The sequence below is a fragment of the Phyllobacterium trifolii genome (assembly GCF_014192095.1).
Taxonomy (GTDB): Bacteria; Pseudomonadota; Alphaproteobacteria; order Rhizobiales; family Rhizobiaceae; genus Phyllobacterium; species Phyllobacterium trifolii.
Genome location: NZ_JACHXN010000007.1, coordinates 117,776 through 141,720 on the forward strand (window position 1 = coordinate 117,776; position 23,945 = coordinate 141,720).

General features: G+C 55.7%; 19 protein-coding genes. 5 read left to right on the forward strand and 14 right to left on the reverse strand.

Annotated elements, in window-relative coordinates; all coding sequences use genetic code 11:
• The first annotated feature begins 13 nt into the window (after positions 1–13).
• Positions 14–496 (forward strand): class I SAM-dependent methyltransferase, encoded by a 483-nt coding sequence (locus FHS21_RS12720; protein WP_183662078.1) that lies wholly within the window; start codon positions 14–16, stop codon positions 494–496.
• On the opposite strand, the gene FHS21_RS12725 is transcribed toward FHS21_RS12720, so the two are convergent.
• Both FHS21_RS12725 and FHS21_RS12730 read right to left on the reverse strand, forming a co-directional pair.
• Positions 476–1,348 carry an FkbM family methyltransferase gene (locus FHS21_RS12725; protein WP_183662080.1) on the reverse strand — a complete coding sequence of 291 codons (873 nt, stop codon included), beginning with the start codon at positions 1,346–1,348 and terminating at the stop codon, positions 476–478. The two genes, FHS21_RS12720 and FHS21_RS12725, sit on opposite strands and share 21 nt — an antisense overlap.
• Positions 1,349–1,430: 82 nt before the next feature.
• Positions 1,431–3,167 (reverse strand): adenylate/guanylate cyclase domain-containing protein, encoded by a 1,737-nt coding sequence (locus FHS21_RS12730; protein WP_183662082.1) that lies wholly within the window; start codon positions 3,165–3,167, stop codon positions 1,431–1,433.
• Here FHS21_RS12730 and FHS21_RS12735 point away from each other — a divergent pair.
• The 3 genes from FHS21_RS12735 to FHS21_RS12745 are packed head-to-tail and all read left to right on the forward strand — an operon-like array spanning position 3,166 to position 5,168.
• Positions 3,166–3,426 carry a hypothetical protein gene (locus FHS21_RS12735; RefSeq protein WP_183662284.1) on the forward strand — a complete coding sequence of 87 codons (261 nt, stop codon included), beginning with the start codon at positions 3,166–3,168 and terminating at the stop codon, positions 3,424–3,426. The two genes, FHS21_RS12730 and FHS21_RS12735, sit on opposite strands and share 2 nt — an antisense overlap.
• A complete protein-coding gene (locus FHS21_RS12740; RefSeq protein ID WP_183662084.1) occupies positions 3,332–4,426 on the forward strand; it encodes a glycosyltransferase family 4 protein in 1,095 nt (364 codons plus the stop codon). Before FHS21_RS12735 ends, FHS21_RS12740 begins: the two co-directional genes overlap by 95 nt.
• Positions 4,416–5,168 (forward strand): polysaccharide deacetylase family protein, encoded by a 753-nt coding sequence (locus tag FHS21_RS12745; protein WP_183662086.1) that lies wholly within the window; start codon positions 4,416–4,418, stop codon positions 5,166–5,168. Before FHS21_RS12740 ends, FHS21_RS12745 begins: the two co-directional genes overlap by 11 nt.
• On the opposite strand, the gene FHS21_RS12750 is transcribed toward FHS21_RS12745, so the two are convergent.
• Positions 5,165–5,995 (reverse strand): MBL fold metallo-hydrolase, encoded by an 831-nt coding sequence (locus FHS21_RS12750; protein WP_183662088.1) that lies wholly within the window; start codon positions 5,993–5,995, stop codon positions 5,165–5,167. The two genes, FHS21_RS12745 and FHS21_RS12750, sit on opposite strands and share 4 nt — an antisense overlap.
• Positions 5,996–6,210: 215 nt before the next feature.
• Between FHS21_RS12750 and FHS21_RS12755 the strand changes: the two genes are divergently transcribed.
• The gene (locus FHS21_RS12755) at positions 6,211–7,980 is read left to right on the forward strand and encodes a metallophosphoesterase family protein (RefSeq protein WP_112532355.1); all 1,770 of its coding nucleotides are present in this window, start codon (positions 6,211–6,213) and stop codon (positions 7,978–7,980) included.
• Positions 7,981–8,016: 36 nt separating this feature from the next.
• On the opposite strand, the gene FHS21_RS12760 is transcribed toward FHS21_RS12755, so the two are convergent.
• The 11 genes from FHS21_RS12760 to FHS21_RS12810 form a co-directional block, all read right to left on the reverse strand.
• Positions 8,017–8,481, reverse strand: a complete 465-nt coding sequence (locus FHS21_RS12760) for a cyclic nucleotide-binding domain-containing protein (RefSeq protein ID WP_112532356.1) — start codon at positions 8,479–8,481, stop codon at positions 8,017–8,019.
• Positions 8,482–8,569: 88 nt separating this feature from the next.
• Entirely contained in the window at positions 8,570–11,284 is a 2,715-nt protein-coding gene (locus FHS21_RS12765; RefSeq protein ID WP_112532357.1) for an ABC transporter ATP-binding protein, read from the reverse strand.
• 246 nt (positions 11,285–11,530) lie between these two features.
• Entirely contained in the window at positions 11,531–12,661 is a 1,131-nt protein-coding gene (locus FHS21_RS12770; protein ID WP_183662090.1) for a glycosyltransferase family protein, read from the reverse strand.
• Positions 12,658–13,902 carry a glycosyltransferase gene (locus tag FHS21_RS12775; protein ID WP_112532358.1) on the reverse strand — a complete coding sequence of 415 codons (1,245 nt, stop codon included), beginning with the start codon at positions 13,900–13,902 and terminating at the stop codon, positions 12,658–12,660. Before FHS21_RS12775 ends, FHS21_RS12770 begins: the two co-directional genes overlap by 4 nt.
• 10 nt (positions 13,903–13,912) lie before the next feature.
• Positions 13,913–15,124 (reverse strand): glycosyltransferase family protein, encoded by a 1,212-nt coding sequence (locus FHS21_RS12780; RefSeq protein WP_112532359.1) that lies wholly within the window; start codon positions 15,122–15,124, stop codon positions 13,913–13,915.
• Between the two features lie 86 nt (positions 15,125–15,210).
• Positions 15,211–16,386 carry an ABC transporter permease gene (locus tag FHS21_RS12785; RefSeq protein WP_112532360.1) on the reverse strand — a complete coding sequence of 392 codons (1,176 nt, stop codon included), beginning with the start codon at positions 16,384–16,386 and terminating at the stop codon, positions 15,211–15,213.
• Positions 16,383–17,381, reverse strand: a complete 999-nt coding sequence (locus tag FHS21_RS12790; protein ID WP_112532361.1) for an ABC transporter permease — start codon at positions 17,379–17,381, stop codon at positions 16,383–16,385. Before FHS21_RS12790 ends, FHS21_RS12785 begins: the two co-directional genes overlap by 4 nt.
• A 4-nt stretch (positions 17,382–17,385) precedes the next feature.
• Positions 17,386–19,311, reverse strand: coding sequence for an ABC transporter substrate-binding protein (locus FHS21_RS12795; RefSeq protein WP_112532362.1), 1,926 nt, complete (start codon positions 19,309–19,311; stop codon positions 17,386–17,388).
• On the reverse strand, positions 19,305–21,194 hold the full coding sequence (locus FHS21_RS12800; RefSeq protein WP_183662093.1) for an ABC transporter ATP-binding protein: 1,890 nt from the start codon (positions 21,192–21,194) through the stop codon (positions 19,305–19,307). The genes FHS21_RS12795 and FHS21_RS12800 overlap by 7 nt, the downstream gene beginning before the upstream one ends.
• 195 nt (positions 21,195–21,389) lie before the next feature.
• The gene (locus FHS21_RS12805) at positions 21,390–22,328 is read right to left on the reverse strand and encodes a polysaccharide lyase family 20 protein (RefSeq protein WP_376772105.1); all 939 of its coding nucleotides are present in this window, start codon (positions 22,326–22,328) and stop codon (positions 21,390–21,392) included.
• 17 nt (positions 22,329–22,345) lie between these two features.
• Entirely contained in the window at positions 22,346–23,689 is a 1,344-nt protein-coding gene (locus tag FHS21_RS12810; RefSeq protein WP_112532365.1) for an adenylate/guanylate cyclase domain-containing protein, read from the reverse strand.
• Positions 23,690–23,945 lie beyond the last annotated feature (256 nt).

A 23,945-nucleotide genomic window follows, 5' to 3' on the forward strand; every position in this document is an offset into this window, starting at 1 on the left:
GATATAGAATTTTATGAGTCGTCTCGATAGCTTCATCCGCCGTATGACGGCACAACGCGATGTTCTCAATCATATTGGCGAAAGGGTGAAGGAGTTGGATGGGCCGGTCCTCGAGCTCGGCCTTGGCAACGGTCGCACCTTCGATCACTTGCGTGCCCACTTTCCGGGGCGCAGGATCATCGCTTTCGATAGGGCTGTCGGTTCGCATAAGACCTCGACCCCGGAACCGGAGAACCTGATCGTCGGAGAAATACGTGAGACAGCGAAGTCATTCGCAGGTATCAACGCGGCCCTTGTGCATGTGGATATCGGGACAGGCTATGAGGAAAAGGATGCCATAACGTTGACCTGGCTGCCGCAATTGGCGGTTGCGCTGCTTGGCCCCAACGGCATCGTCGCCAGCGGACTTGAACTGGACCATCCGCAGCTTGAAAGCCTGCCATTGCCACACAACGTCAAGAAGGGCCGCTACTTCCTATATCGCCGCATCGAATAACAGGACGTCGAACTGTTTTTCGTTGATGGGAATTTCCCTGACCTTCGCCAGCGTACTGTCATCCTCACGGAAAATCAGGCAGTCCTCGTAAAATCCTGCAAGAAATTGCACGAAGGCGGCGGATTGGTCTGGACCGTAGAATGTCGGTGAAAATTCCATGTAAAGTGGAATCTTGCGGGCGAACAGAGCTTGCATCGAGTGGCAGGCGAGGGGCTCGTATCCCTCGATATCCATCCAAATCAGACCGACGTCGTCGGGATTTGTTCCAGCTTCTGCGAGGATTGAACCGACCGGCTTGACCGGAACGACAATCTTGCTATCGGACGCATTCTGCCGGGTAACACTGCTCTTGCCATGATTGCTCTGATGTTGAAAGAAATCGATCTCGCCTTGGTTCTCTCCGGCGGCGCAATTGACCAGGGTCACACAATCTTCGAGCCCGTTCTGCGTGACATTGGCGCGAAGCAAATCGAAGTTGCGCGGATCCGGTTCGACAGTGACGATGCGGGCGAACTGCCCGCTCAGGGCAAAATAGATGGTTTGGGTGCCGATGTTTCCGCCAAGCTCAAGCAGCGTGGTGCCCTCGCGCAGCAGACGGCGCTCCTTTAAAATACCGAGCAGCCGGTCCACATGCTCGCGCTCGAAGTGGCCCTTCCGGAAAATTTTCTTGCCGATATAATCGCCGGGCGAAAAACTCATGACGTGATCGCCACAATCGAGTGTCATCGTTTGAACACGCGGGCCAAGCGAATTGATCAACAAATTCCGACCGTAGCGCGTGTCGAAAAGCCTGGAAGCCAGCTTATTTCGGGCTTTTCGGAGATGGCGGCGGATCGATTTTGTGTCCAGCATTTGATTGAGCCCTACCCGACATCACTCCTAGCTCAATTCCAAGACATGTAAAGCCCCGACACGTTTTGGTCAGCTGCCGGGATCAGACAAACCTCGCAGTCAGTTGCTGGTGAATGATATAAACGCGCAGTGGTTCGGCCCGGCCGCGAATCGAGATTTCCTGGCTTTCGAGATTGGCGGTGTCGGAACCCGCCAACTGGATGGTTGGTTCCGACACGACCAGCGCGGAGTCCAGCTCCTTGGCGATGGTTTCCAGCCGGCTGGCAACATTGACCGTATCGCCGATGGCGGTGAGGTTCTTCACATTGCCGTATCCCATCGTACCCACAATGGCCGGACCGCTATGGATGCCGATTGCAACACGAAGCGGCATGGAAAGTTCGGAGGACAGTTCATCATTGAGCCGTTCTATTTCGCTGACGATCCTGGCGGCTGCCTTGAGCGCATTACGGCAGGCGTCTTCCGGAGAACCGCGCAGGCCGAAGAGTGCCATGGCGCCATCGCCGATGAATTTGTCGAGGCGTCCACCAGCGTGCTCGACGGCCTGACCGACAATGGCAAAATAGCGATTGAGCAGGAAGACGATATCGTAGGGAAGCTGAGCCTCGGTCAGCATGGTGAAGCTGCGGATATCGCAAAAGAGAATGACGATTTCCTGTTCGCGTCCAGGATTGGTTTGCTGGCTGCCGACCGGAAGCGTGCCTTCCACGGTCGGCACAAGCAGCGGAACGACGCTAATGTCGTTTAGCGGCCGCAACTGGCAGGCGAGGCGCACGCCGGGATCTGCGTTGATACGGTTCAATGTGGTCAGTTCTGTGGATTCAGGTCTCGGGAGTGATGCCGCGCCCTCAACGACCTGGACACGGCAGGTCGAGCAGCGGCCCTTACCACCGCAGACCGCATAATGCGGGATCCCCCCGAGCCGGCTCGCTTCCAGCACACTGAAGCCGCGCGGAACGTTGACGATTTGCCCCTCCGGATAACGGATTTCGATCTGGTCAATCCGTTCGCGCCAGCTGCGACGTGTGCGCATGGCAAAAACAGTCAGCAACGTGCCCGCAAATCCGCCATAGAGTGCGTATTTCGTCATCTGCACCCGTTGCTTGCGAACTTCGGCCGTTGCAAACGAATATGCGGCGTCATCGCTCTTCGAACCGCCGTAGCCGGTGCTTTTACCCGCCGGGCCGTAGCCGCTGCTGGATTGCGGTGGCTCGCTGGCGAGTATGCGCCCCGTACTGGCAAATCCAAGCAGGGCCAGCACCGGCAAGAGAATGGCAAAGGTCAAAAGCAAGGGTGCGACCTTGTCGTACCACGGGCGATAGCGCAGCCAGAAATGGACTCCTATACAGCCATGCGTCCAGACCACGACAAGGGCAATCGACTGGCGCAGACCGTTCATCGGTGAGTTGATCCATAGCGAGCGGATGACTAACGCATAGACGTCCTGCGTGCCCATGATTTGGGAGCTGATGCGCGTTGCAATTACGTGTTCAATGATCAACAAAGGGATAAGGATGCCGAGAATAATCTGTAGCGCCTCCCGAAATGGCATGACGAGGGTGCGGCGCCGATAAAGTGAACGCATGACGAGTGCGATGTGAACGAGAACCGAGCCGTAAAGAAGGACGGTACCGACCGGATTGCGCCAGATGGCGGTGAACCACAACCGGCCTTTTTCTGCAGCATCCAGAGAGATCAGGTTCAGCGCGTGATTGGCAAGATGCAGCGTCACGAAGACCAAAAGGATCAGCCCCGAAATCAATCGTGCCCTGCGCAGGGATCGCTCGGACAAAAGCGGCACTGTGTCGATTGATGTCATGAATACCCGGATTATTTTCTACCCGAATCAATTTAAGCGACGAATGGTGATTTGGCGAGAAGATCAATGCCGCCGCGAAAATGGCGAGATGAAGCCGCGCTTGCAATTATTGGAAGAACATTTGAAAGCTTGTTCATACACCTGGTTTGAAGCACAAAGAGATAATGCATATCGCCTTCTACGCTCCGCTGAAATCACCCAATCATCCGGTGCCATCCGGCGATCGGCAGATGGCGAGATTACTCATGGCAGCGCTTGAGTTGGCGGGTTACGACGTCGACGTGATATCGCAGCTGCGCAGCTTTACGGCGACGCCCGAAGCCGCCGGACGCGAACGCGTTGCGGAACTGGCAAAACAGGAGATCGAGCGGTTGTCGCGGCAATGGCGGCGCGAGGGAAAGCCTGATCTATGGTTCTGCTATCATCCTTACTATAAAGCGCCTGACCTGATCGGGCCGCCGCTTGCCGCTGCGCTGAACATTCCCTATGTCACCGCTGAAGCGTCCTATTCGAAGCGGCGGGATGACGGCGGCTGGGCTGGGCTGCAGTCCGTGGTGGTGGATGCAGTTCGGCACGCGGTGGTCAATATCTGTTTTACCAAACGCGACGAGATCGGACTTGCCGCACATATTCCGGCGGCGCGGCTGGCGCGACTGCAGCCTTTTATCGATGCATCGGTGTTTCGTGCTGAGCCGGCAACGAATGACCCGCATCGGCTGGTGACGATCGCGATGATGCGGGCGGGCGACAAGCTCGAAAGCTATCGAATGCTCGCCGGGGCGTTGGCCTTGCTCGGTGACAAGCCCTGGAAATTGAGCGTTATAGGCGATGGACCGGAGCGCGTGGCAGTGAAGGCGATGTTTGCGGAGTTTGACGCCGGACGCATCGAATGGCTTGGCGAGAAACGGGCAGGGGAGGTTGTGGATTTGCTTTATCGTGGTGGCACCTTTGTCTGGCCGGGGACAGGCGAAGCCTACGGCATTGCCTATCTGGAAGCGCAGGCGGCGGGATTGCCCGTCGTGGCACAGAAGACCGCGGGTGTGCCCGAGGTGGTCAAGGACGGTGTGACGGGTACCTTGACGACGGCTGGAGATACAAGGACCTTTGCCGATGCCATTGTGCAGATGATTGACGATGAGGATCGCCGCCTTTCCATGGGGCGGGCGGGACGACGTTTTGTATTGGAAGAGCGATCGCTTGAGATTGCGTCAAAGCGGCTGGACCAGCTATTGCGGGAAAATATGGTGCATGATGGATGAAGCCGCATGGCAGCCATTGCGACAGGAGCTTGCCCGCTGGACAAAAGCCAACCGCATTGCCCGATTTTGGCTGCGCGACGATGATGCGGTCGCGCCAACCGCTGCGTTGGAACGGCTTTTAATGTTGCGCGAAGCGTACCAGGTCCCGCTGACGCTCGCAGTAGTCCCTGCATATGTGAAAGAGCAGCTTGCCCGGCGATTGGCGCACGAGGTCGGTGTGAATGTCGCGGTGCATGGCTGGTCGCACGAAAATCACGCATCGGCAAACGAGAAAAAGCAGGAGCTGGGACCGCATCGAGCGCTGAATGTGATGTCGGCGGAACTCGGTGAAGGGTATAGACTGCTTGAAAAACTGTTTCCCGACCGCTTCGTACCGGTGTTGGTGCCGCCGTGGAACCGGATCGATCCGCTGCTTCTGAATGAATTACCAAATCTCGATTTCAAGGCACTATCGGTTTTCGGTCCGCCAAACGAGAAATTCACGGGCGTCCTTCCGGTCATCAACGCACATGTTGATTTGATGGACTGGCACGGAACGCGAGGCTGCAGGGATCATGGGCAATTGGTTGAAGCGATCGTCAAGGAGTTGCAGCTACGCTTCATAAGCAGTGATGAGCCTGTCGGCATCCTCACGCACCACCTTGTGCATGATGATTCGGCTTGGGACTTTTTGCGGAGATTGTTCGCAGTGGCGGCGGCAACGCCCGCTGGTCGCTGGGTTTCGCTGCGGGATTTGCTCTAAAGATCGATCACCTGAAAATCCCGCGCGGCAAAGGCACCGGTAAAGCGTTCTTTTGCCAGGCGCTCGAATTCGTCGAGTTCGTCATCCGTGCGATCCGGCGCGTGATGAAACAGCGCCAGTCCGCCGATCGTCGCTGCCTCCGCCAGGAGGACGCCATGCTGCCACGTCGAGTGACCATAGCCGAAACGCCGCGGCATCTCGTCTTCTGTGTAAGTGCAGTCATAGACGACGAGATCGGCGTCTTTAATGAGCTGCAGAACGACCGGGTCAAGCTTGCCGGCTTCATGCTCGGTATCGTAGATCAACGCCAGGACGCGGCCGGCAAATTCAACGCGGTAACCGATGCAACCGCCCGGATGATTAAGGCTGCCGGTGCGGATCGTGACCCCGTCGAATGGTGTCAGCACTTCGCCCGAACGGAAATCGCGAAAAGCCAGACTGGCCTTGCAGATTTCAGGCTCGACGGGAAACCACGGCGGGCGCATGAACTGCTTGACCATTTCACGCGTGGTCATGATCCCGGCCAGATGTCCGGACCAGAGCCGTACATTCATCATCGGATTGTAAAGCGGCATGAAATAGGGGAGGCCAATGATGTGGTCGTAATGACAATGGGTATAAAAGATGTCGAGGTGGTCAATGCCTTCCAGTGACAAAGCATCACCCGCCTGCCTTATGCCTGAACCGGCGTCAAAGATCATACGATGCTTGCCGCATTGAACTTCGATACATGCGGTATTGCCGCCATACCGTTTGAAATCGGGACCCGATACGGAGACGCTTCCTCGCGTTCCCCAGAATTTCACCCGAAACACTTCGTCGTTCATTATGCTCTTTACACCCAATTCCCCTTTTTCAAGGCATCGTAGCCAAACTGCAATCGTTATGCGAGGCTTGGATTTCGATTAATTTATCTGCGGCGCAATAAAAATCTGCGTCAGATCATATGTAAGCGATAGCGATTTGGATTTTAAGCTTTATGACAATTATTGATACAAACGTATAAATATGCTGACTTTCTTCACCACGGAACGGATGATTCATGTCTTCTTTGACGTTTCCGCCGATTGCTGTCATCGCCGATGCGCATTTCCACGATCTTTATGGGAACTATGATTTCGACGGCATTGATGTTGGCGGGCGCAAAATGACAGCGCGACGGCTGACCGACACGGTGCGCTCTACCCGGGTGTTCAACGAAAGCTATTATGCTCTGCGAGGGGCACTGGACGAGGTCGTGACCCGCGGCATCAAATATGTCGTTCTGTTGGGTGACTATTCCGATGACGGCCAGATTGCGACGCTTGCAGCGTTGCGGCAGCTGCTTGACAGCTACACCCGCCAACACGGACTTTTTTTTATCGCTGTCCCGGGCAACCACGATATCTTCGGCCCAGACGGCAAGCACCACGCCAAACGCCTGCTTAATCCGGATGGTACCTATACGATCGTCGCCAGCGATGATGAATTCGTCGATGACGATGCAGACGGTATGGTGGTTACCAACAGGATGTATTGCTCGGGATACCCCGCCGGATTGCTGGCGGTGCCGGATATCGGCTTCTTTCGCAGGCCATCGGATTTGCATTGGGAGACACCGTTCGGGATCCATGACGATCCAGCCAAGCGGCTTTATTCAGTGTGTTCGGACGACGGATTGAACCAGTATCGGTTAATGGATGCATCCTATCTGATAGAGCCGGTTGCGGGTCTCTGGCTTTTGATGATCGATGCCAATGTGTTCGAACCGCGCAACGGCGTCTTTGCCAAAGGGGATGCGGGGGCATTCGTCGACAGCACCAATGCCGGCTGGAATGCCATGCTCAAGCATAAGCGCTTCGCGCTGCATTGGGCAAAAGATGTCGCCGAGAGAGCCAGGCGAGACGGCAAGCGGCTGCTGACATTCTCACACTATCCGTTGCTGGATATGCTCAATGGCACAGCAGAGGACGAGCGGTCACTGATAGGTGAAACGATATCCACGAAACGGACACCGACAGATGCGGTGGCGCGTGCGGCCATTCATGCAGGCATCTCAGTTCATTTCAGCGGGCATCTTCACATCAATGATACGGCGCTGGTGCGGCACGGCAACGATTTCCTCGTCAATATCGGCGTGCCGTCGCTTACTGCCTTTCCTCCGGCCTTCAAGGTGGCAACGCTGGACAATACGGAGTTAAGGGTTGAAACGGTCAGCATCGAGCATCTGCCGATCGACCCTGTGATCAATCGACATTATCGTACTGAGATCAATGTTACAGGCAAGAACACCGGTCGTATGCTCGATGCCACTGACTATGGAGATTTCCTGTCGGAACATATGGACCAGTTGATTGTGCATCGCTATTTGCGGCGCGAATGGCCGAACAACATGGCGAGAACTATGGCGCGGCTCAATCTTGGGGATTTGTACGTGCTCAGCCAATGTGACCAGCCATTTGCGATCGAGGACACCGAGGCACTTATTCATGCAAAACGCGTCAGCAAAACCTCCGACGATTATAATGAAAACGCAATTGAACACCTTGATCTTATCCCGGTACTCGATCTGCTCGGCGATTGGTACCGGCTGCGTATGGGCAGTGAACTGGCATTGGATCGCATATCGCCGGATCGGCTTGCGGCCTATCGTTTGCTGATCGAGATGTACGCGAGCTCTTGCGCACTTGAGATTGGCGGCGCTCAGGGAAAATTCGCGCGCCTGTTGCGCATGATGGGGCGATATCTGTCGGGTCTGCCCTCGCGTGACTTCCGGATAAATCTAACCAGCGGGTCAATCATGCGCAACGAAGACCAGTCAGCCAATGATTGAACGCAGGAGGAGGAGCATTCCGCCAGTTCAACCCCGCTATTTCGCTGCCTGCTTCTGCTTGCTGCGCGCTTCGCTGAGTTCGGTTGTTGTGTGGCTCAAACGGTCGGCAAGAACACGCATGATCTCGATGGTCATCTCCGGATAATCACTCAGGAGCTTGAGAAAGTGATCCTTGCTGATGCGCAAGGCCTCGAGTGCCGAATTTGCCCGGACCGTCGCAGTTCGCGAAACGTCACACAGGATCGCGATTTCGCCGACGATGGAATCGTGCTCTATCTCCGCAACTTTGATCTCACCGCTTGGGGAATCGGAAAGAATATCAGCACCGCCAGTGAGGATGACATAGGCTGCATCGGCTGGATCACCCTGGCGAAACAGGGTCTGGCCGGATTTGTAGCTGACGCGCTCGGACGTGAAGGCCAGAAGCTTGAGCTTGGCCGGCGCAACGCCCGAAAACAGCGGTACCCGCCGCAACATTTCAACTTCATCTTTCAGCAGCATCAACGTCCACAACCCCCTGATAGAGACTTTTCGATAATTTCAGCCAGACGGGCGTAAAGCTGAATTCTCAAAAGATCTCCTGTTCCCCTTATGACACCAGCTCCTTGAATATACCGTTTTTCTCAAGGAGAGTCGCGTGTGTTCCATCTTCGACCAGTGTTCCCTTGTCGAATACAATCACGCGATCGAACAGATTGGCAAGTGCAGTGTTTGACAGAACCCAGATGATCGCAGGCGCGTGGCCCTCTTCGTGCAAGTCCTCCATGATGTTGTGTGTGATGTGGTCTTGCACGCGTTGATCAAGTGCGGGCAATGGGCGATTGAATATCACATAATCGGCACGCTTGAGCAGGGCTCTCGCGACGTTGAGCTTCTGGCGCTGCACATTGGTCAATCGCTTGCCACCTGATCCGACATCGAAATCCATGCCAATCGAAAGGACGCTTTCGAACAGGCCAAGACGGTCGAACAGGTCGCGCAAAATGGTACGTAGGCGATCCGAACCATCGGCTTGGGTGAAGCCGATCCTGCCGAAGAGGACATTATCGAGAAGTGTCGCCGAAGAGATAAAACGTTCAGGATCATAGCGTTCGATGACAGCTTTGAGATCGTCCGGCATATTCTGGTGGAAACGTGCGCGCGCATCGACGATCTTGGCCATGAGCTGGCTGTTCAAAAGACCAAAGCGATGCCTCGGCTCGATGTAGGAGAAACTCAGGCGGATTATACTCGTTCGTTCGTCTGCCGACGCCGCGTCGATACCGCGGCCCTGCAATTTTTGCAGCAACACCTGATAGGCCGGGATATCATCGGCGGTCATGAAGGTCAGTTGCTGGAAGAACGGATGATCCGGCGGCAGATCCTCGAAAAGCTCGACGGCATTGGCCGCGATCTCCAGACCCATATTGTAAAGATCGATGTAAAGGTCGTTCTCGCGCAACACCGAGCGGAAATAGGGATGCGCCGCCAGTTTTCGATTCGTCATCATCGGTCGCCTCATGCTGCCGAATAGCAGGTTTTCACCAACGGTGGCTTGAGGGTTATATTCATCCAGCTTGAACGGAACGACGAGATCGTCGAGATCTTCCTTCTTCAATCGTTTGCGCAGCGCCTGACGCAACTCGACGATGCGATCGGTCAAATCGGCGTGTGTCTCGATGTCGACATTGGAACGCAAAGCCATGTCGAGAATGTCCTGAGAAATCAGAACCGCATCAAGGACCGGGCGCACAACTTTGAAGAGATCGTCAGGCCCTGTCACGCCCGCGGAGACGTAATCGACCCAGTCGCTGTTAACGTCGAGTTCGGGATTGCCCGCGCGGCGCGCTTCGTTGATGTTCCATTTGTTCTTCGCAGCTTTTGCTCCGTCATACTCGACCTTGGTCAGGGGCGCATGCTTGAGGCCATAAAGCAGATTATCGCGCAAGGTTCCGTGGAAGAAGTACGTATCAGATGCTGCATAGGCGATGCGGCGGCCGGTTATTGATTCTGGCAGTTCGAGGATGTCCTTGCCATCGATGGTGATACGGCCTTGCTCGGGCCAGATAAGGCGTGCAAAGGCCTCGGCGAGGGCCTCAGCACCGCTTCCGCTGTTGCCGACGATGGCGGCGGTTTCGCCCGGTTTGATCTCCAGCGTGACATGTCTGAGCAAGGGTGCACCGCTGTCGTCGGAAAGCGTCAGGTTGACCGCGTGCAGCGAATGCTCAAGACGGTTGACGGGATCGGGTGCCAGAGCCTGGATTTTCGAATCAACAAGCATGTCGACGTTGAACTGTTCTACCACCTGATTGTACTTGACCTGGACATCCTGACGGGCCTGGTCCCAATCGATCAGCTCTTTCAACGGCCCCGGCAGATCCTTGTAGGCATTGATCACGGCAACGAGCTGGCCGATATCGAGCCTTCCCTGCAACGCCAGAAAGCCACCGATCGAATAGAATAGAAACGGAGTGACCTGTGCGAGGAAATTGTTGATGAATTTGACCAGGAACTTCCATTGATAGAGATCGTACCGGATCGAAAAAATGAGGCCCAGACGCGACGCGATGTCGGCCCGTTCGAAGTTCGATGTGTCATTACCGTGAATGGTACCAATGCCATCGACGATCTCACCCACACGGCCAGACAATTCGCGCGCCGTGAGCTGACGTTGGCGTCCGAGTTCAAGCAACCGTTTGCGCATGCGGGGAATCACGACGCCCTGGACCGCGACAATCCCTGCGGCAATCATACCAAGCCAGAAATTCTGCATGATGATGAAGACGAGGGCCGTGATAGCTTGCCCGCCTAACAATGCCGGCTGAACGAAAGCGTCCCCCGTGAAACCGCCCATAGGTTCCACTTCGTCCTTGATCATCGTTGCAATTTCCGCCGATTTTACCCGCTTGAATTGCGCCGGCGGAAAACGCAGCACGCGGTCAATCAACTCGAAGCGAATTCGTCGCAACATGCGCTCGCCGAGACGGCCCTTGTAGGTGTTGATATAGAGCTTGAACAAACCGTTGATGATGACGAGCAGCAGGAAAACCAGGCTCAACGCCATCAATGTCTGGAAACGCGTGAGTTCAAGGCCGTCGAAAAACACCACCTTGCCGAAAGCGGGAAGGTTGTATTCGAGATGCATGAAGGTGCGGGTCGCGCCTGGGGTCTCGAAACCGTTCCCCTGGATGGGACCGTTGACGATCTGTTTTGGCAGGTCGAAAGACATGAAATACGGAATCATCGAGACGGCTACGACAAACAGAATCCATATCTGCTGCAGCCGCGTGTTCGACCAGATATAGCGTGTTAGACTTGTTTCCATGGGCGACCGTGGGCTGTGAATTCAGCTGAAATTTCAAATACTGAAACGTTTGAAGAGCACATGGACGAACTCCATGATTGAATCGTCCCAGCCTACAGCATCAGGTTCGTGAAGGCTATATGACATGGGGACGGAACGTTGCGTTGTCAATTGGCAGGCGTTGGCATCTGGTTGTCATTGCGACAGATGATTTTCAGGAAGTCCGAGGGATAAGCGCGGGTGCTGTCGCTGAAGGATAGTGCTTGACTAGAGGAGATTTCCTAACACCCCGGCCGTGCGCTCGGCACCGTCGAGATCAAGCCTATGTGATGATGGTTTTGGCTGTGCCAACGCGGCCTCAAGGGCATTGCCGAGAATACCGGCGTTGAGGCCGTTTTCGGGCAAGGTGATGGCGAGGCCGAGGGCTTCCAGCCGTGCGGCCCGTACACTCTGTTCCGTTTCGCCACCGGCCGCGAAGGGGACAAGGATGGAACGGCACTGCGCGCGCAGAATATCGCATACCGTGTTGTATCCTGCCTGCGAAATTGAAAGCTGGGCTGCTTTGAGCAATGATGGAAAATCCTGGCGGAAACGGACGACGCTCACATTGCCGGGAGCCTGTGCCGACAAGGCATTAAAATCGCGTTCCGGCAGATTGGGTCCGGTTATCAGGCACCACGATCCCGCGAATGCCGATTGCTTTGCCACTTCCAGGCTTGATCGGATCAGGTCGAACCCCACGGCCCCGCCACCGGCAGACACAACGATATCAAAGACCTGCGATGGTTCGACCGGGTCAGGACCTGCAACCAGACCGGTATAGATGATCTTGTCGGCAATCTTCTTTGCCAGCGGAAACGTATCGGCAAGCGTTGCAAATGACGGGTCGCCATGAACCAGGATATGGTCGAAATGTGCCTTGATGATGCGAACCGTCTCTTCATCACGGCCCGGCTTGGTGCGCTCCTGCAGGATATCACGGACTGAACTTAGAAGCTTCGGCCGCGGCGACATTGCCTTGATGGCACCCAGCAATGGCACAAGTTCGAATCGCATCTGCCTGCGTCCAAAAGGGAACGCTTCGATGATGACGATAGATGGGTTGATTTGGTGAAACGCTTCGAGCAGGAGATCGCGGCGGCGAGCCAGAAATTCATCGTCAATCGAATTACCGAACTCATCTGCCAGACCTGAAAATCCGCCATTGCCCGCAAGCACTGTGGGCAATGCGACAGATTTGACATCCGATCCTGGAAAACCCGAAACCTTCGATCCACCAGTTACAACCGTGACATCGAACTTGTCAGCGGCCAGCGCCGAGGCGACGCGGCTGGCGCGGGCGAGATGACCTATGCCAAGAAGATGCTGAACGTAAAAAAGGACGCGCGGTTCGCTCATGGTTTTTGCCATTCGCTCTCAAAAAGGCGGGTCAATTGGCGGATGCTCGAATTATGATCGAAGTGTTCACGCACCCGTTTCTCGGCGGCCTTGCCCAAGCGGTATCGAAGGTCAGGTTCGCGGATCGCGCGTTCAAGTGCAACGGCCAGCAGTCGGGGATCTTCCGGAGGGACGACGAAACCGTTTTCTCCGCCGGTCAGAAGCTCGGGTATGCCGGAAATATTCGTTGAGATGCAGACAAGGTTTTGACTGGAAGCTTCAAAAAGCACATTCGGTAAGCCGTCGCGGTCTCCATCTGCTGCGACCCGGCAAGCGAGGGCAAACATGTCGGCGCTGCGATAGTGCAAAAGAACATCCTCCTGCGCAAGCGCGCCTTTCCAGGTGATGCGGTCGGCGATGCCGAGCTTTTCGGCAAGCGGCCTTAATCGCGCCAGTTCATCGCCCCCGCCAATATGAACGAACCTCCAGTGTAGACGAACAGGAAGGAGCGCCAGTGCTTGCAAAAGGATGTCGTAGCCCTTCTTCGGCACGGCACGGCCGACGCTCAATATCTGCACGGGATCCGAGCTGTCCGAACCGTCGCGGCTCGGACGGACGCCAGAGAAATATCCGAAGCGGGCAAGATCAAGACCATGATAGCTCAGATGCACCTGTTCCTTTCGATTTGTCAGCTCACGCATGTGTTCAAAGCCAGCGCGCGTGCACGTGACGCTCCAGCGCGCCGCGCCGAGTTTCTCGATCAATTCCCAGTCGGGGGAGGTCCATATGTCTTTGGCATGGGCCGAACAGGTCCAGGGCACATCTGTCATGATGCTGGCATAGCGTGCGACGGAAGCCGGCGTATGGATAAAATGGGCATGCAGCCATTCGCCTGCGTCCGGCCATTCATGGGCAAGGACAAGTGCCTGGCCGAGACGACGGATGCGGTTGCGCGACATATCGCGACGCAGGTCTTTCCAGAACCGCAGGAGAAGCGGCTTGAAATTAGGCTTTTTCCGCGATGCCATCAGTGCACGGAACACTCGGATTGGTTCTTCGTGGAGATATTCGGGCAGATAGACGACGCGCGCCTTGATCTCATCATGGATCGGATGACGTTTCTTGTCCGTCGGCTTTCGCATGGAGATCAGTGTCAGGTCGAAGCCTGCGCGCTCCAGTCCGAGTAGTTCCTGCGCGATGAATGTCTCCGAAAGGCGCGGATAGCCCTTCAGAATCACCAATGTCTTGAGGCGTACTGACAAGTTTATTCTCTTATTCCGCGACTGCGGGCAATGGCTGTTCGCGTTCGTCCAACCAGTCGCCGACGATCTCGGATATATGCACGAGACCCTCCAGCCGCATGCCTTCACCCTTGCCGGTTTGCGATGGCGGGGGACGATCCGGCAAGCGCTTGAGCACCTCTGCAAAGCGCAAGGGATCCTCGGCTTCCTCTGGTAGAAGCATCTCGATGAGACCAAGTTCGGCGGCGCGCGTGGCCCGGATCAGTTGCTCTTCGCGTGGCAGGACACGGGGGACGATCAGTGCGGGCTTGTCGAAAGACAGAATCTCGCAGTAGGTGTTATAGCCACCCATTGCCACCACGGCCTTTGCACCTGCGATCAATTCTTCCATGCGATTGTCGAACTCGATGACCTGGATGTAGGGAATTTTTCCGCCTTTCTTGACCAGTTTCGCCCGCTGCTTCGCCGGCATGTAGGGGCCGAGCACGATGAATGCCTTGTGCTGGAGGGTCGGATCTTGCTGATAGGCGTGGATGACATTGTGCACGAGGTCGGCCCCGTCGCCACCGCCGCCCGTCGTCACCAAAATATAATCGCCCTCGGGAACATGGGTTGGGGTGTTGTCGTTCGACAGGCTCCGTTGCAGAAACCCGACAAATTTCATCTTGTCGCGCAGGGTAACTGGCACATCCAGGTTGATGAGCGGATCGTAGAAATCCGGCGGACCATAGACCCAGACCGTGTCGTAGAACTGATCGATCTTCCGCATCACATTGTTGTTCTTCCACTCGGCCTCGAGCAGATGCGGCGCGTCCATGACCTCACGCAGGCCAAGGACAAGTGTCGTGCCGCGGGATTTAAGATAGGCGAGGGTTTCCTCAACTTCGCCTTTCAGCCCCATTGGTTCCTTGTCGACGATGAAGATATCGGGTTGAAAGGTCTCGGCCGTATGCCGGATGATCGACTGGCGCATCTTCAGCGTTTCATGCAGATCGATGTGGCGTGCAAGGGAGGTGTATTCGCCATTGCGAAGCTTGATTACGCTAGGCACTTTCACGAAATCGACGCGGGCGCGATAATCGAATGCACCCGCGATCGTTGCGCCGGATATAATCAGGATATTGAGCCCACGGTAGTCCTCGACAAGCGAATGGGCAATCGTCCTGCACCGCCGCAAATGGCCAAGGCCGAAGGTGTCGTGGCTATACATCAAGATCCGGGCATCTTCGAAACGCCGCATCATGGTCAAACCCCCTTGTTTTGCGGTTTGACCCGCGCAGTGCATTCGAAACGATCGTGAGAATGCGAACTCATCGGATTCTCGTTTCCCTATCTGTAGGGATCGGCAGCGTCACGCAACCCATCTCCCAAGAAATTGAACGCCAGGATAACAAGTATGACAGGAATCATTGGAAACAGCAGCCAGGGATAAAAAGCGATGACGCTGACGCTGCGTGCTTCGGTCAAGAGAATACCCCAACTGGTGATCGGGGGTCTGAGGCCAAGCCCAAGGAAACTCAGTGCGGTCTCTCCGAGGATCATCCCAGGTATGGAAATTGTGGCCGTGGCGATCAGGTGCGACATAAATCCGGGCACCAGGTGCCGCCCGATAATCCGGCCGCTCTTGGCACCCATCAACTGCGCCGCGAGCACGTAGTCTTCCTCACGCAGCGAAAGGAGCTTGGAGCGCACGGAACGAGCAAGCCCGGTCCAGTCCAGCATGCCAAGGATGATGGTGATGCCGAAATAGATCAGGATAGGACTCCACGTCACCGGCATGATAGCCGCCAATGCCATCCATAGCGGCAGGCTAGGCAATGATTGCAACACTTCGATGACGCGCTGCACCAGCAGATCGAACAAGCCGCCGTGATAGCCTGCAAGTCCGCCGATGACGATGCCGAGAACGAAACTGATGGTTATGCCGATCAAGCCGATAGTCAGCGATATGCGCGCACCATAGATGATGCGGGATAATACGTCACGGCCGAGACGATCAGTGCCAAGCAGGAACATCTGGCCGTCCTTTGCCGGACAGACAAGATGGACATTACCCTCGATCAGCCCCCAGAAACGGTAACTGTCACCACGACAAAAGAAGCGAAGCGGCTGAACATCGTTGCGATCGTTTGTGTAGATACGCTTGAGCGATTCCATATCCAGTTTCATTTGCCGGCCATAAACAAACGGACCAACAAACTTTCCGTCATGGAACAGATGCACCCGCTGTGGGGGCGAATGGATAAAGTCGACGTTACGCGTGTGCAAATTGTAAGGTGCCAGAAACTCGGCAATAATGATCATGCCGTAAAGCACGAGCAAAAATATGCCGGATGCCAAAGCAAGCTTGTGCCGCTTGAATTTCCACCACATCAAACGCGCTTGTGATGCAAGATGGATTTTCGCCTGCGCATCCGTCATCGCCTCGATCGACATGGGATCGAACGGGGCGGTGGAAACGTAATGTTGCAGGGGCGCGCCGGGCGGAGGAAGCGGTGCCGTCACTTGGTACTCCTGCCTTGCAAGCGAATGCGCGGATCAAGAAAGGCAAGCGCAATATCCGATATGAGCACGCCGATGACCGTCAGGAGTGCAAGGAACATCAAAAAGGAGCCTGCAAGATACATATCCTGACTTTGCAAGGCCTTGATCAGCATCGGGCCGGTTGTTTCCAATGAAAGAACGATCGCGGTGATTTCAGCGCCGGAGATGATCGAGGGCAATATGGAACCGATATCGGAAACGAAGAAGTTCAGCGCCATTCGAAGCGGGTACTTGACCAGCGTGCGGAACGGGTGAAGCCCTTTGGCGCGCGCCGTCATCACATATTGCTTTTGTAACTCGTCCAGGAGGTTGGCGCGCAAACGCCGGATCATGCCGGCTGTGCCCGCTGTGCCAACGATAATGACTGGAATCCACAGATGGGAAAGAATAGACCGCGCTTTTTCCCAGCTCATCGGTTCGCCCAGAAACTTCTGATCCATCAAATGGCCAATCGATGTGCCGAACCAGATATTGGCGAAGTACATCAGTATGAGCGCCAGCATGAAATTGGGGATGGCAATGCCGAGAAGCCCGAACAACGTCAGGCCATAGTCGCTCCAGCTGTATTGATGTGTGGCTGAGTACATGCCGATAGGAAAGGCGATGACCCAAGTGAACAAGATAGTGACGAAAGAGACGAGGATTGTCAGCCACATCCGTTCTCCCACCACCTCGCTCACGGGCAGCTGGTACTCGAAGGAATAGCCGAAATCACCCTGAAGCATGCCGCCTAGCCAATGAAAATAACGCAGCACAGGCGGTCGGTCGAAACCATACTGGTGGCGCAGTTCCTCAATCTCCTGCAGATTGACGGTTTCGCCCTGGGCACGGAGCTCCGCGATCTGGCTTTCGAAGAAATTGCCGGGCGGCAACTCGATAATGGTAAAGACCAGGGCCGAGATGACCAAGAGGGTGGGGATCATCGCAGCAATACGCCAAAGTATATAACGCAGCATTTCTTTAGACCTGCTCCCCGCTCAGCCAGAAAGTATCAGGCATGTAAATGCCGAGATAGCATGTGGGATCAAATCCGTAGAGGCCCTTTTCGGGAACGTTCTGCAAACGTGATGTACGCACGATCGGTTGCAGCGTGCCATTGACAAGCCCAATCGAAAATACCTGCTGGGTATAGATGGCCAGCATCTGCTGCCAGATTTCAGTGCGCTCCGCCATGTGGGCGGATCGCTGCCAGCGCCCCAAAAGCTCGGTAAGCGCAATCGCTTCAGGAAGGTCCGCTGCCTTGCCCTGGCTGCCATGCGACAGGTAATGCATTCCCCAGAGCGGCCATTGCAGCTGATCGTCCATCGTGGGCGCCAGCTGTCCCGGGTTCATGTCGGCAGTTGCCACGCCGTTGTCCATGCCATACCAGATCGACATCATGATGCGCCCGCCCATGGCACGGCTGCGGAAAATGTCGCGCTGGGATGTGCGAATGAACAGCGCGATTCCGATCTTGCGCCAGTGATCCGTGACGAGTTCAAGCACATCCGTATCCACGGAGCTCTCGCCCGGCGTTTCGATTGTGATCTCGGCTAGCCGGCCGTCCGGGAGCAGGCGAATGCCGTCCGCATCGCGATTTTGCAATCCGGCCTCGTCAAGAAGCGCGTTGGCCCGTTCCGTATCGTGATCGATCCACGCATTAGCATACTCGGGCTTGAACAGAGGACTTTCGGGCAAAAGTGTATCAGCACTGGGAACGCCGAGACCGTAAAACACCGCCATATTAATTTCGTGCCGGTCGATGGCAAGCGACAAAGCCCGTCGCACCCGCACGTCACGAAACAGCCCACGCCAGACGTCATCGCCGCAATTGAGATTCGGCAGGATTGCAACGCGCGAGCCGCGAGTCATTTTCCACAAATCAACCTTCACAGGATAGCGGTCTTCCGCGTCCTTCAGAAAGGTGTAGTCAGCAAAATCGATGCCGGTTGCCTGCAGGTCACTTTCTCCTGCGCCCGTTTTCGCGGGAATGATAGAGGATGAACTGACATTGAGCACGAAGCGGTCGATATAGGGTAGTTGACGGCCGTTTTCGTCGACGCGGTGGAAGAACGGGTTGCGTTCGAAGATGAATTGCTCCGCCGGCGGCGCTGTCGTGTTTCGCCACGGATCAAGCGTTGGCAACTTGGGATTCTCCGGCCGGTAGGTTCGTGACATTTTGATATGAAGGTCAGCCCACTTCTTCACCCGCTGTTCCTGCATCAAGGCGGAAAGCCTGAATTGGTCCTGATAGTCCTTGTGGAACTGCTTGAGATAGGCTGATGGCCCGACGAGAACCAAAGGCTGCGGCCCGGCGAGATTTGGCAAGAAGTCCGGATTTGGCTTGTCCCAGGAGTAGCGGATGGTCCATTCGTCGAGGACTTCAAAGCGCGGCAGATTTCCATCGACGCGCAACACCATGGAGCCACCGCCAGGTGTCAGATCCTTATTGAGCAGGACGTCCTCCCACCAATAGCGGAAATCATCGACGGTAAATGGAGACCCGTCCGACCATTTGTGGCCTTCGCGGAGCGTGAAAGTGAACACGGTGTCGTTTTCGGACTGAAAGCCCTCAAGAATATCAGGCTGGAAAACCAGACGTTCGTCATAGCCAATCAGCCGCGCATAACCGTAAATGGTCATGAACCGTATATCTTTGGCACTGCCGATGATCGTGCGAACCGTTCCGCCATATTGCCCTGGGGTGCGCCCCATTTGCTTGAGGCGCACAATGCGCGGCCGCTTTGGCAATCGTTGGGAAAGGGGGGGCAAACTGCGCGCGCGCAATTGCTCCGCAAGATATTCCGGCTCAATATCGCGGTCGGCGGCATTTGCCAGGCTCGGCAGCATCGCACAACCCAGCGCACCGAGGCCAAAAGTACCAAGGACAGTGCGGCGCGTTACCACGAACGTAACTCCCTTGCATCGGCATTGCGGTGCGCCAGGACGAGATGGCCGCCACCCAGATCGGCTGGAGCCAGGGTCTCACTGTCGCCGTCACCGGCGAACTGGGCACCCCAGGAGTGTTGGTCCGAAGCGCCACCCATCTTCAATGTCTCGAAGTCAAGCGGCCTGTCCAGATCGGGAAAAGGCACAGCCGCCAGCAGCGAGCGCGTGTAGGGATGAACCGGGTCACGAAGTATTATTTCGCGCGGTGCTATCTCGACAATCCTTCCTCCACACATGACGGCAATACGGTCCGCCATATAGTCGACAACGGCAAGGTTGTGAGAAATGAACAGATAAGTGAGCCCGAGTTCCTTCTGCAGGTCCTTGAGAAGATTGAGGATCTGCGCCTGAACTGAAACGTCCAGCGCTGAGACGGGCTCGTCGCAAATTAAGAGTTGCGGCCCAAGCGCAAGAGCACGGGCGATACCTATGCGCTGGCGCTGACCGCCGGAAAAACTGTGTGGATAGCGGTTGAGATAGCGCTGGTCGAGACCGATGGCCTGCATCAGCGCGCGCACCTTCTCCAGACGGTAAGCATTGTCGCCAAGTCCATGGATCTCCAGCGGTTCGCTGAGGATGTTCTGCACGGTCATGCGCGGTGAGAGCGATGAGACCGGATCCTGGAACACCATCTGGATGCGGGTGCGCAACTCCATGAGCTCGTCGCCCTGCGCCTTGAGAACATCGATCTTGCCCCTGCCGTCATCAAAGGTGACGGAGCCGCTGTCGGGTGTGATAGCGCGCATCAATATTTTGCTGACCGTGGTTTTGCCGCTGCCGCTCTCGCCGACAAGACCGAGGCATTCGCCGCGCCTGATATCGAAGCTGATGCCGTCCACCGCTTTGACCAAGGTCTTGTCCTGCTTGCCAAACAGGCCCGATTTGCGGATGCCATAGGCTTTCACCAGGTCGCGAACGGAAAGAAGAATTTCCGGCGCGTTTTCGATCTGCTTTTTCTTTGCCCACAATGTGTTCGAATTGACCGGGACCTCGCGCAGTGCCTTCAAGCGTTCACCAGGCTTCATGTCGAAATGGGGTACGGCAGCCATGAGGCCTTTCAGATAGGGATGCTGCGGCCGACGGTATATGGCCTCGACTGGTCCTGCCTCCATGATCTCACCGTGATAGATGACCACCACCTCGTCGGCCATATTGGCGACGACGCCGAGATCATGGGTGATGAGCAGCATTGCCATGTTCAGCTTGTGCTGGAGATCGCGCAGCAGTTCGAGGATCTGTGCCTGGATCGTCACATCGAGCGCCGTGGTCGGCTCATCGGCGATGAGGAGGGCAGGACGGCAGATGAGCGCCATAGCAATCATGGCACGCTGGCGCATACCACCAGAAAGCTCGAACGGATACATGTCATAGGTGCGACTTGGCTTGGCAAAGCCGACGAGTCCAAGCATTTCTTCGGTTTTGGCCCGTCGTTCGTCCTTTGTCGCGTCGGTGTGGATGGCCAGGACTTCGCTGATCTGATTGCCAACGGTGTGCAGCGGAGACAGCGATGTCATCGGCTCCTGAAAGATTTTCGCCATGCGGCTGCCGCGTAACGCCCGAATTTCAGGCCCATCGCGTGACAATTGCAGAATATCCGTGCTTCTGCCGTCGATTGGATCAGTGAACAGTATTTTCCCGGTGACCTTTGCCGTATTGGGCAGGATTCCCATAACGGACTGACTGATAACAGACTTTCCCGAACCGGATTCACCGACCAGAGCAGTTACTTTTCCCGGGAGAACGCGCAGGTTGGCGCCCTTGACGACTTGCAAACGTCCGCCAAGCATCGAAAACGAAATGCCGAGATTTTCGATACGCAACAGATCAGATTCCGACTTCATTTCAGCCAATTGTTCCCTCGGAGCCTTGTTCGTTGCTCACTTAAAATTGAACCTATCGCACGGCTTTGGGGGAGTCTAGCTGGCTCTATGTGCCGATAGCATCGCATACCTTTGGCGGAGGCTGTGCGATGATCAGCTTTGCACGGAATTCAAAGCGATATGGCGTCTTGGAAATTCGAGATCTATTAAAAACAATCAAGGTGCGGGACAAATCCCCGGACCAAGCACGTCTTCACAGCGCGGCGAGCGGCGGAAATTATCGTAATATAGGGTCCACTCAGTCTTATCGGCAGCTCGATAAGGACCGAATTTGAAATACTGATTTTTACCAAGGCCGTTGTCGCCGTGACCGATATGCCCTTTGACTGTCACGATCCATTTCTTGTTGGCGAAAATCTCGATATGGCCGGACCCGTCAGGACCGGGCTTTGTGTAAATGGCAAAATCAATCCAGCCGGAATCTGGCGAAGGCAGTTTGTTGCCATGATCGGTCACGGTGATCGCATCGGTGCAGCTATTGAACTGGCTGCCGTCCTGAGGTGTCCAGTTCCCGTCGGTTGCTATGAGTGCGCGCATCTGGTTTGTGTCCGGCCGGAACCAGACCGGCGTCTGGGTGTTTGCGCAGGCCTGGATAGTACCCGTCCCTTCCGCTTTGGAAGACGCGACATAATTGGTTTCGACGGTCGCGAACAGTTTGCCCTGGTTCAGGCGCAGCGCCAGGAAAGGACTGAAATCACCGACCGCGTCGGGCCCGATCTCACGCTTCCATTGCGCGATAAGATAGCGATGGTCGCCTTCTGGAATTGGATCGGCGAACTTGACGGCAAAACCATACCAGACCCCTTCGCTATAGGGCACACGACGGTCGGTTTTCTCCCAGATCTCTGCCCGTTCACTGCAGTTCTGTTTGACGTTTGGGCAAAATGGCCTGACGCTCAGCTTCAGGGCGCCCGTACCGGTCTGCTTGACGTCGGACTGGAACTCGAAACTACCAGCCCGCTGCTCGAGATTCTTGCGGTAGTAAAGTCCGCCACTTGCCGCAAAATCCTTGCCGTCGAAACCATCGAAAAGCGTGTCGCCTCCTGGCTCTGCTGCCGCATCAGATAGGTTGAGAGTTGCGGCAAGGAGAGCCATCGCGATGATCTTTCCTGTCATTGCATGAATTTGTCTATCATGGGCCGCCGTTCCTGGGTCTTGGCATCGCGATGCAACAGCATAACCTGTTCTGCATCTGACAGGCCATCATAGGTGACCTGATCATACGCATCGTCAAGCTGGGCTGTTTGTTCAGAAGATTTTGGCAATAGAACCGTGACTTTCTGTCCAACACCGCGCAATTTTTCCTCGCCCAAGGTGACCCAGTCGCCACCACAATAGGTGGCAAATGCCTGACTGGCGATAACCTCGCGCGAATATTTTTTGGTGAGGCCCTGCAAGCGCTGCACTTCGTTTACGGCAGAGCCGAAAGCCGAGAAAGTCAAGCGGTCTTTCAGACCGACATTGCCAAACATGACGTTACCGACGTGCAGGCCAATGCCATAGCGAATATCGCCAAGACCGTCCTTGCGCCGCTCCTTGTTGAGTTCTGCGACACGGGCCTGCGCCTTGAACACCGCGTTGAGAGCGGTTTGGCAAGCAATCTTCGACGGATCCTTGTGACGACCGCAGGGATAGACCGCCAAAAAGCCGTCGCCCATAAAGCTGAGAATTTCGCCGCCACCCCGATTGAACGGGGCCGCAATAGCATCAAAAAAATGATTGAGCGTATCTATATAGGCCTGCCGGCCCTCTTTTTCGGCCAGGACGGTAGACTCGCGCATATCGCCCATGACGAGAGCGGCTCTTATCGTGTCGCCATCACCACGCCTGATCTGGCCGTTCAGGACGCGCTTGCCGGCATTGCCGCCGAGATATGTGGTCAGCATGTTATCAGCGAGTTTGCCGAGGACAGCCATTTTCGCGGCAACTGCCAGATGGTTTTGCAATCGCAGGAGCGCCGCGATCATGGCATCGCTAAACCCTTCCTTGCTGTCGGTTGACCAGGAACCCATCATGCCCTGCGTCGACTGACCGCCAAAAGGCTGCAAGAAAGCGAGATAATCGGTGACACCTTCCTGTTTCAACTCGTCGAGGACCGGGAATTCGAGTTGTCCATCGACGTCGATGCGTCGCCGCAAATGTTCCAGATTGTTGCTGAGAAGATAGAAGTAGGGGCTGAGCAGGAAGCGTTCAGGCTTTCCGGCCGGGTCGTGCCGGTACCCTTCAACACTCATGCCACTCGCGCGTTTCCAGGTGAATCCCAACGCATCGTAGAGCGGATGCAGCATTGAAAACGAGAGATTGACGCGGGCGATCGGGAGGCCCGCCGCTGCGATACGTTCGCAAAAGCCGCGCACAATGGTCTCCAGATTTTCCCCGGCAAGCGAAGTTTGTGTGAGCCAATCGGCTACCTTGTCGAGAAGTATGCTGGATACGTCAAATTCGGTCGTGCTCATCCGTTGTCGTCCTTGCAAATGCGAGCCACGTCCACTTTCCCGCACCCAGTCGTTGCTCCCAAGCAAGCGTGATCGATCGCACGGACTTGTCAGAGAACGCGAGGAAGATGAGCGAATCGGATAGTGGTGTCAACGTCGGCGACAGGGTGATAACACCGCAATCTCTCCGATCCGATACAGCTCAGGCGGGTAGTTCGGCGGGAGGTCCTCTGTCAGTCGTTGTTTGCGTTTTCTCAAATGGGCATCTTGCCCGATC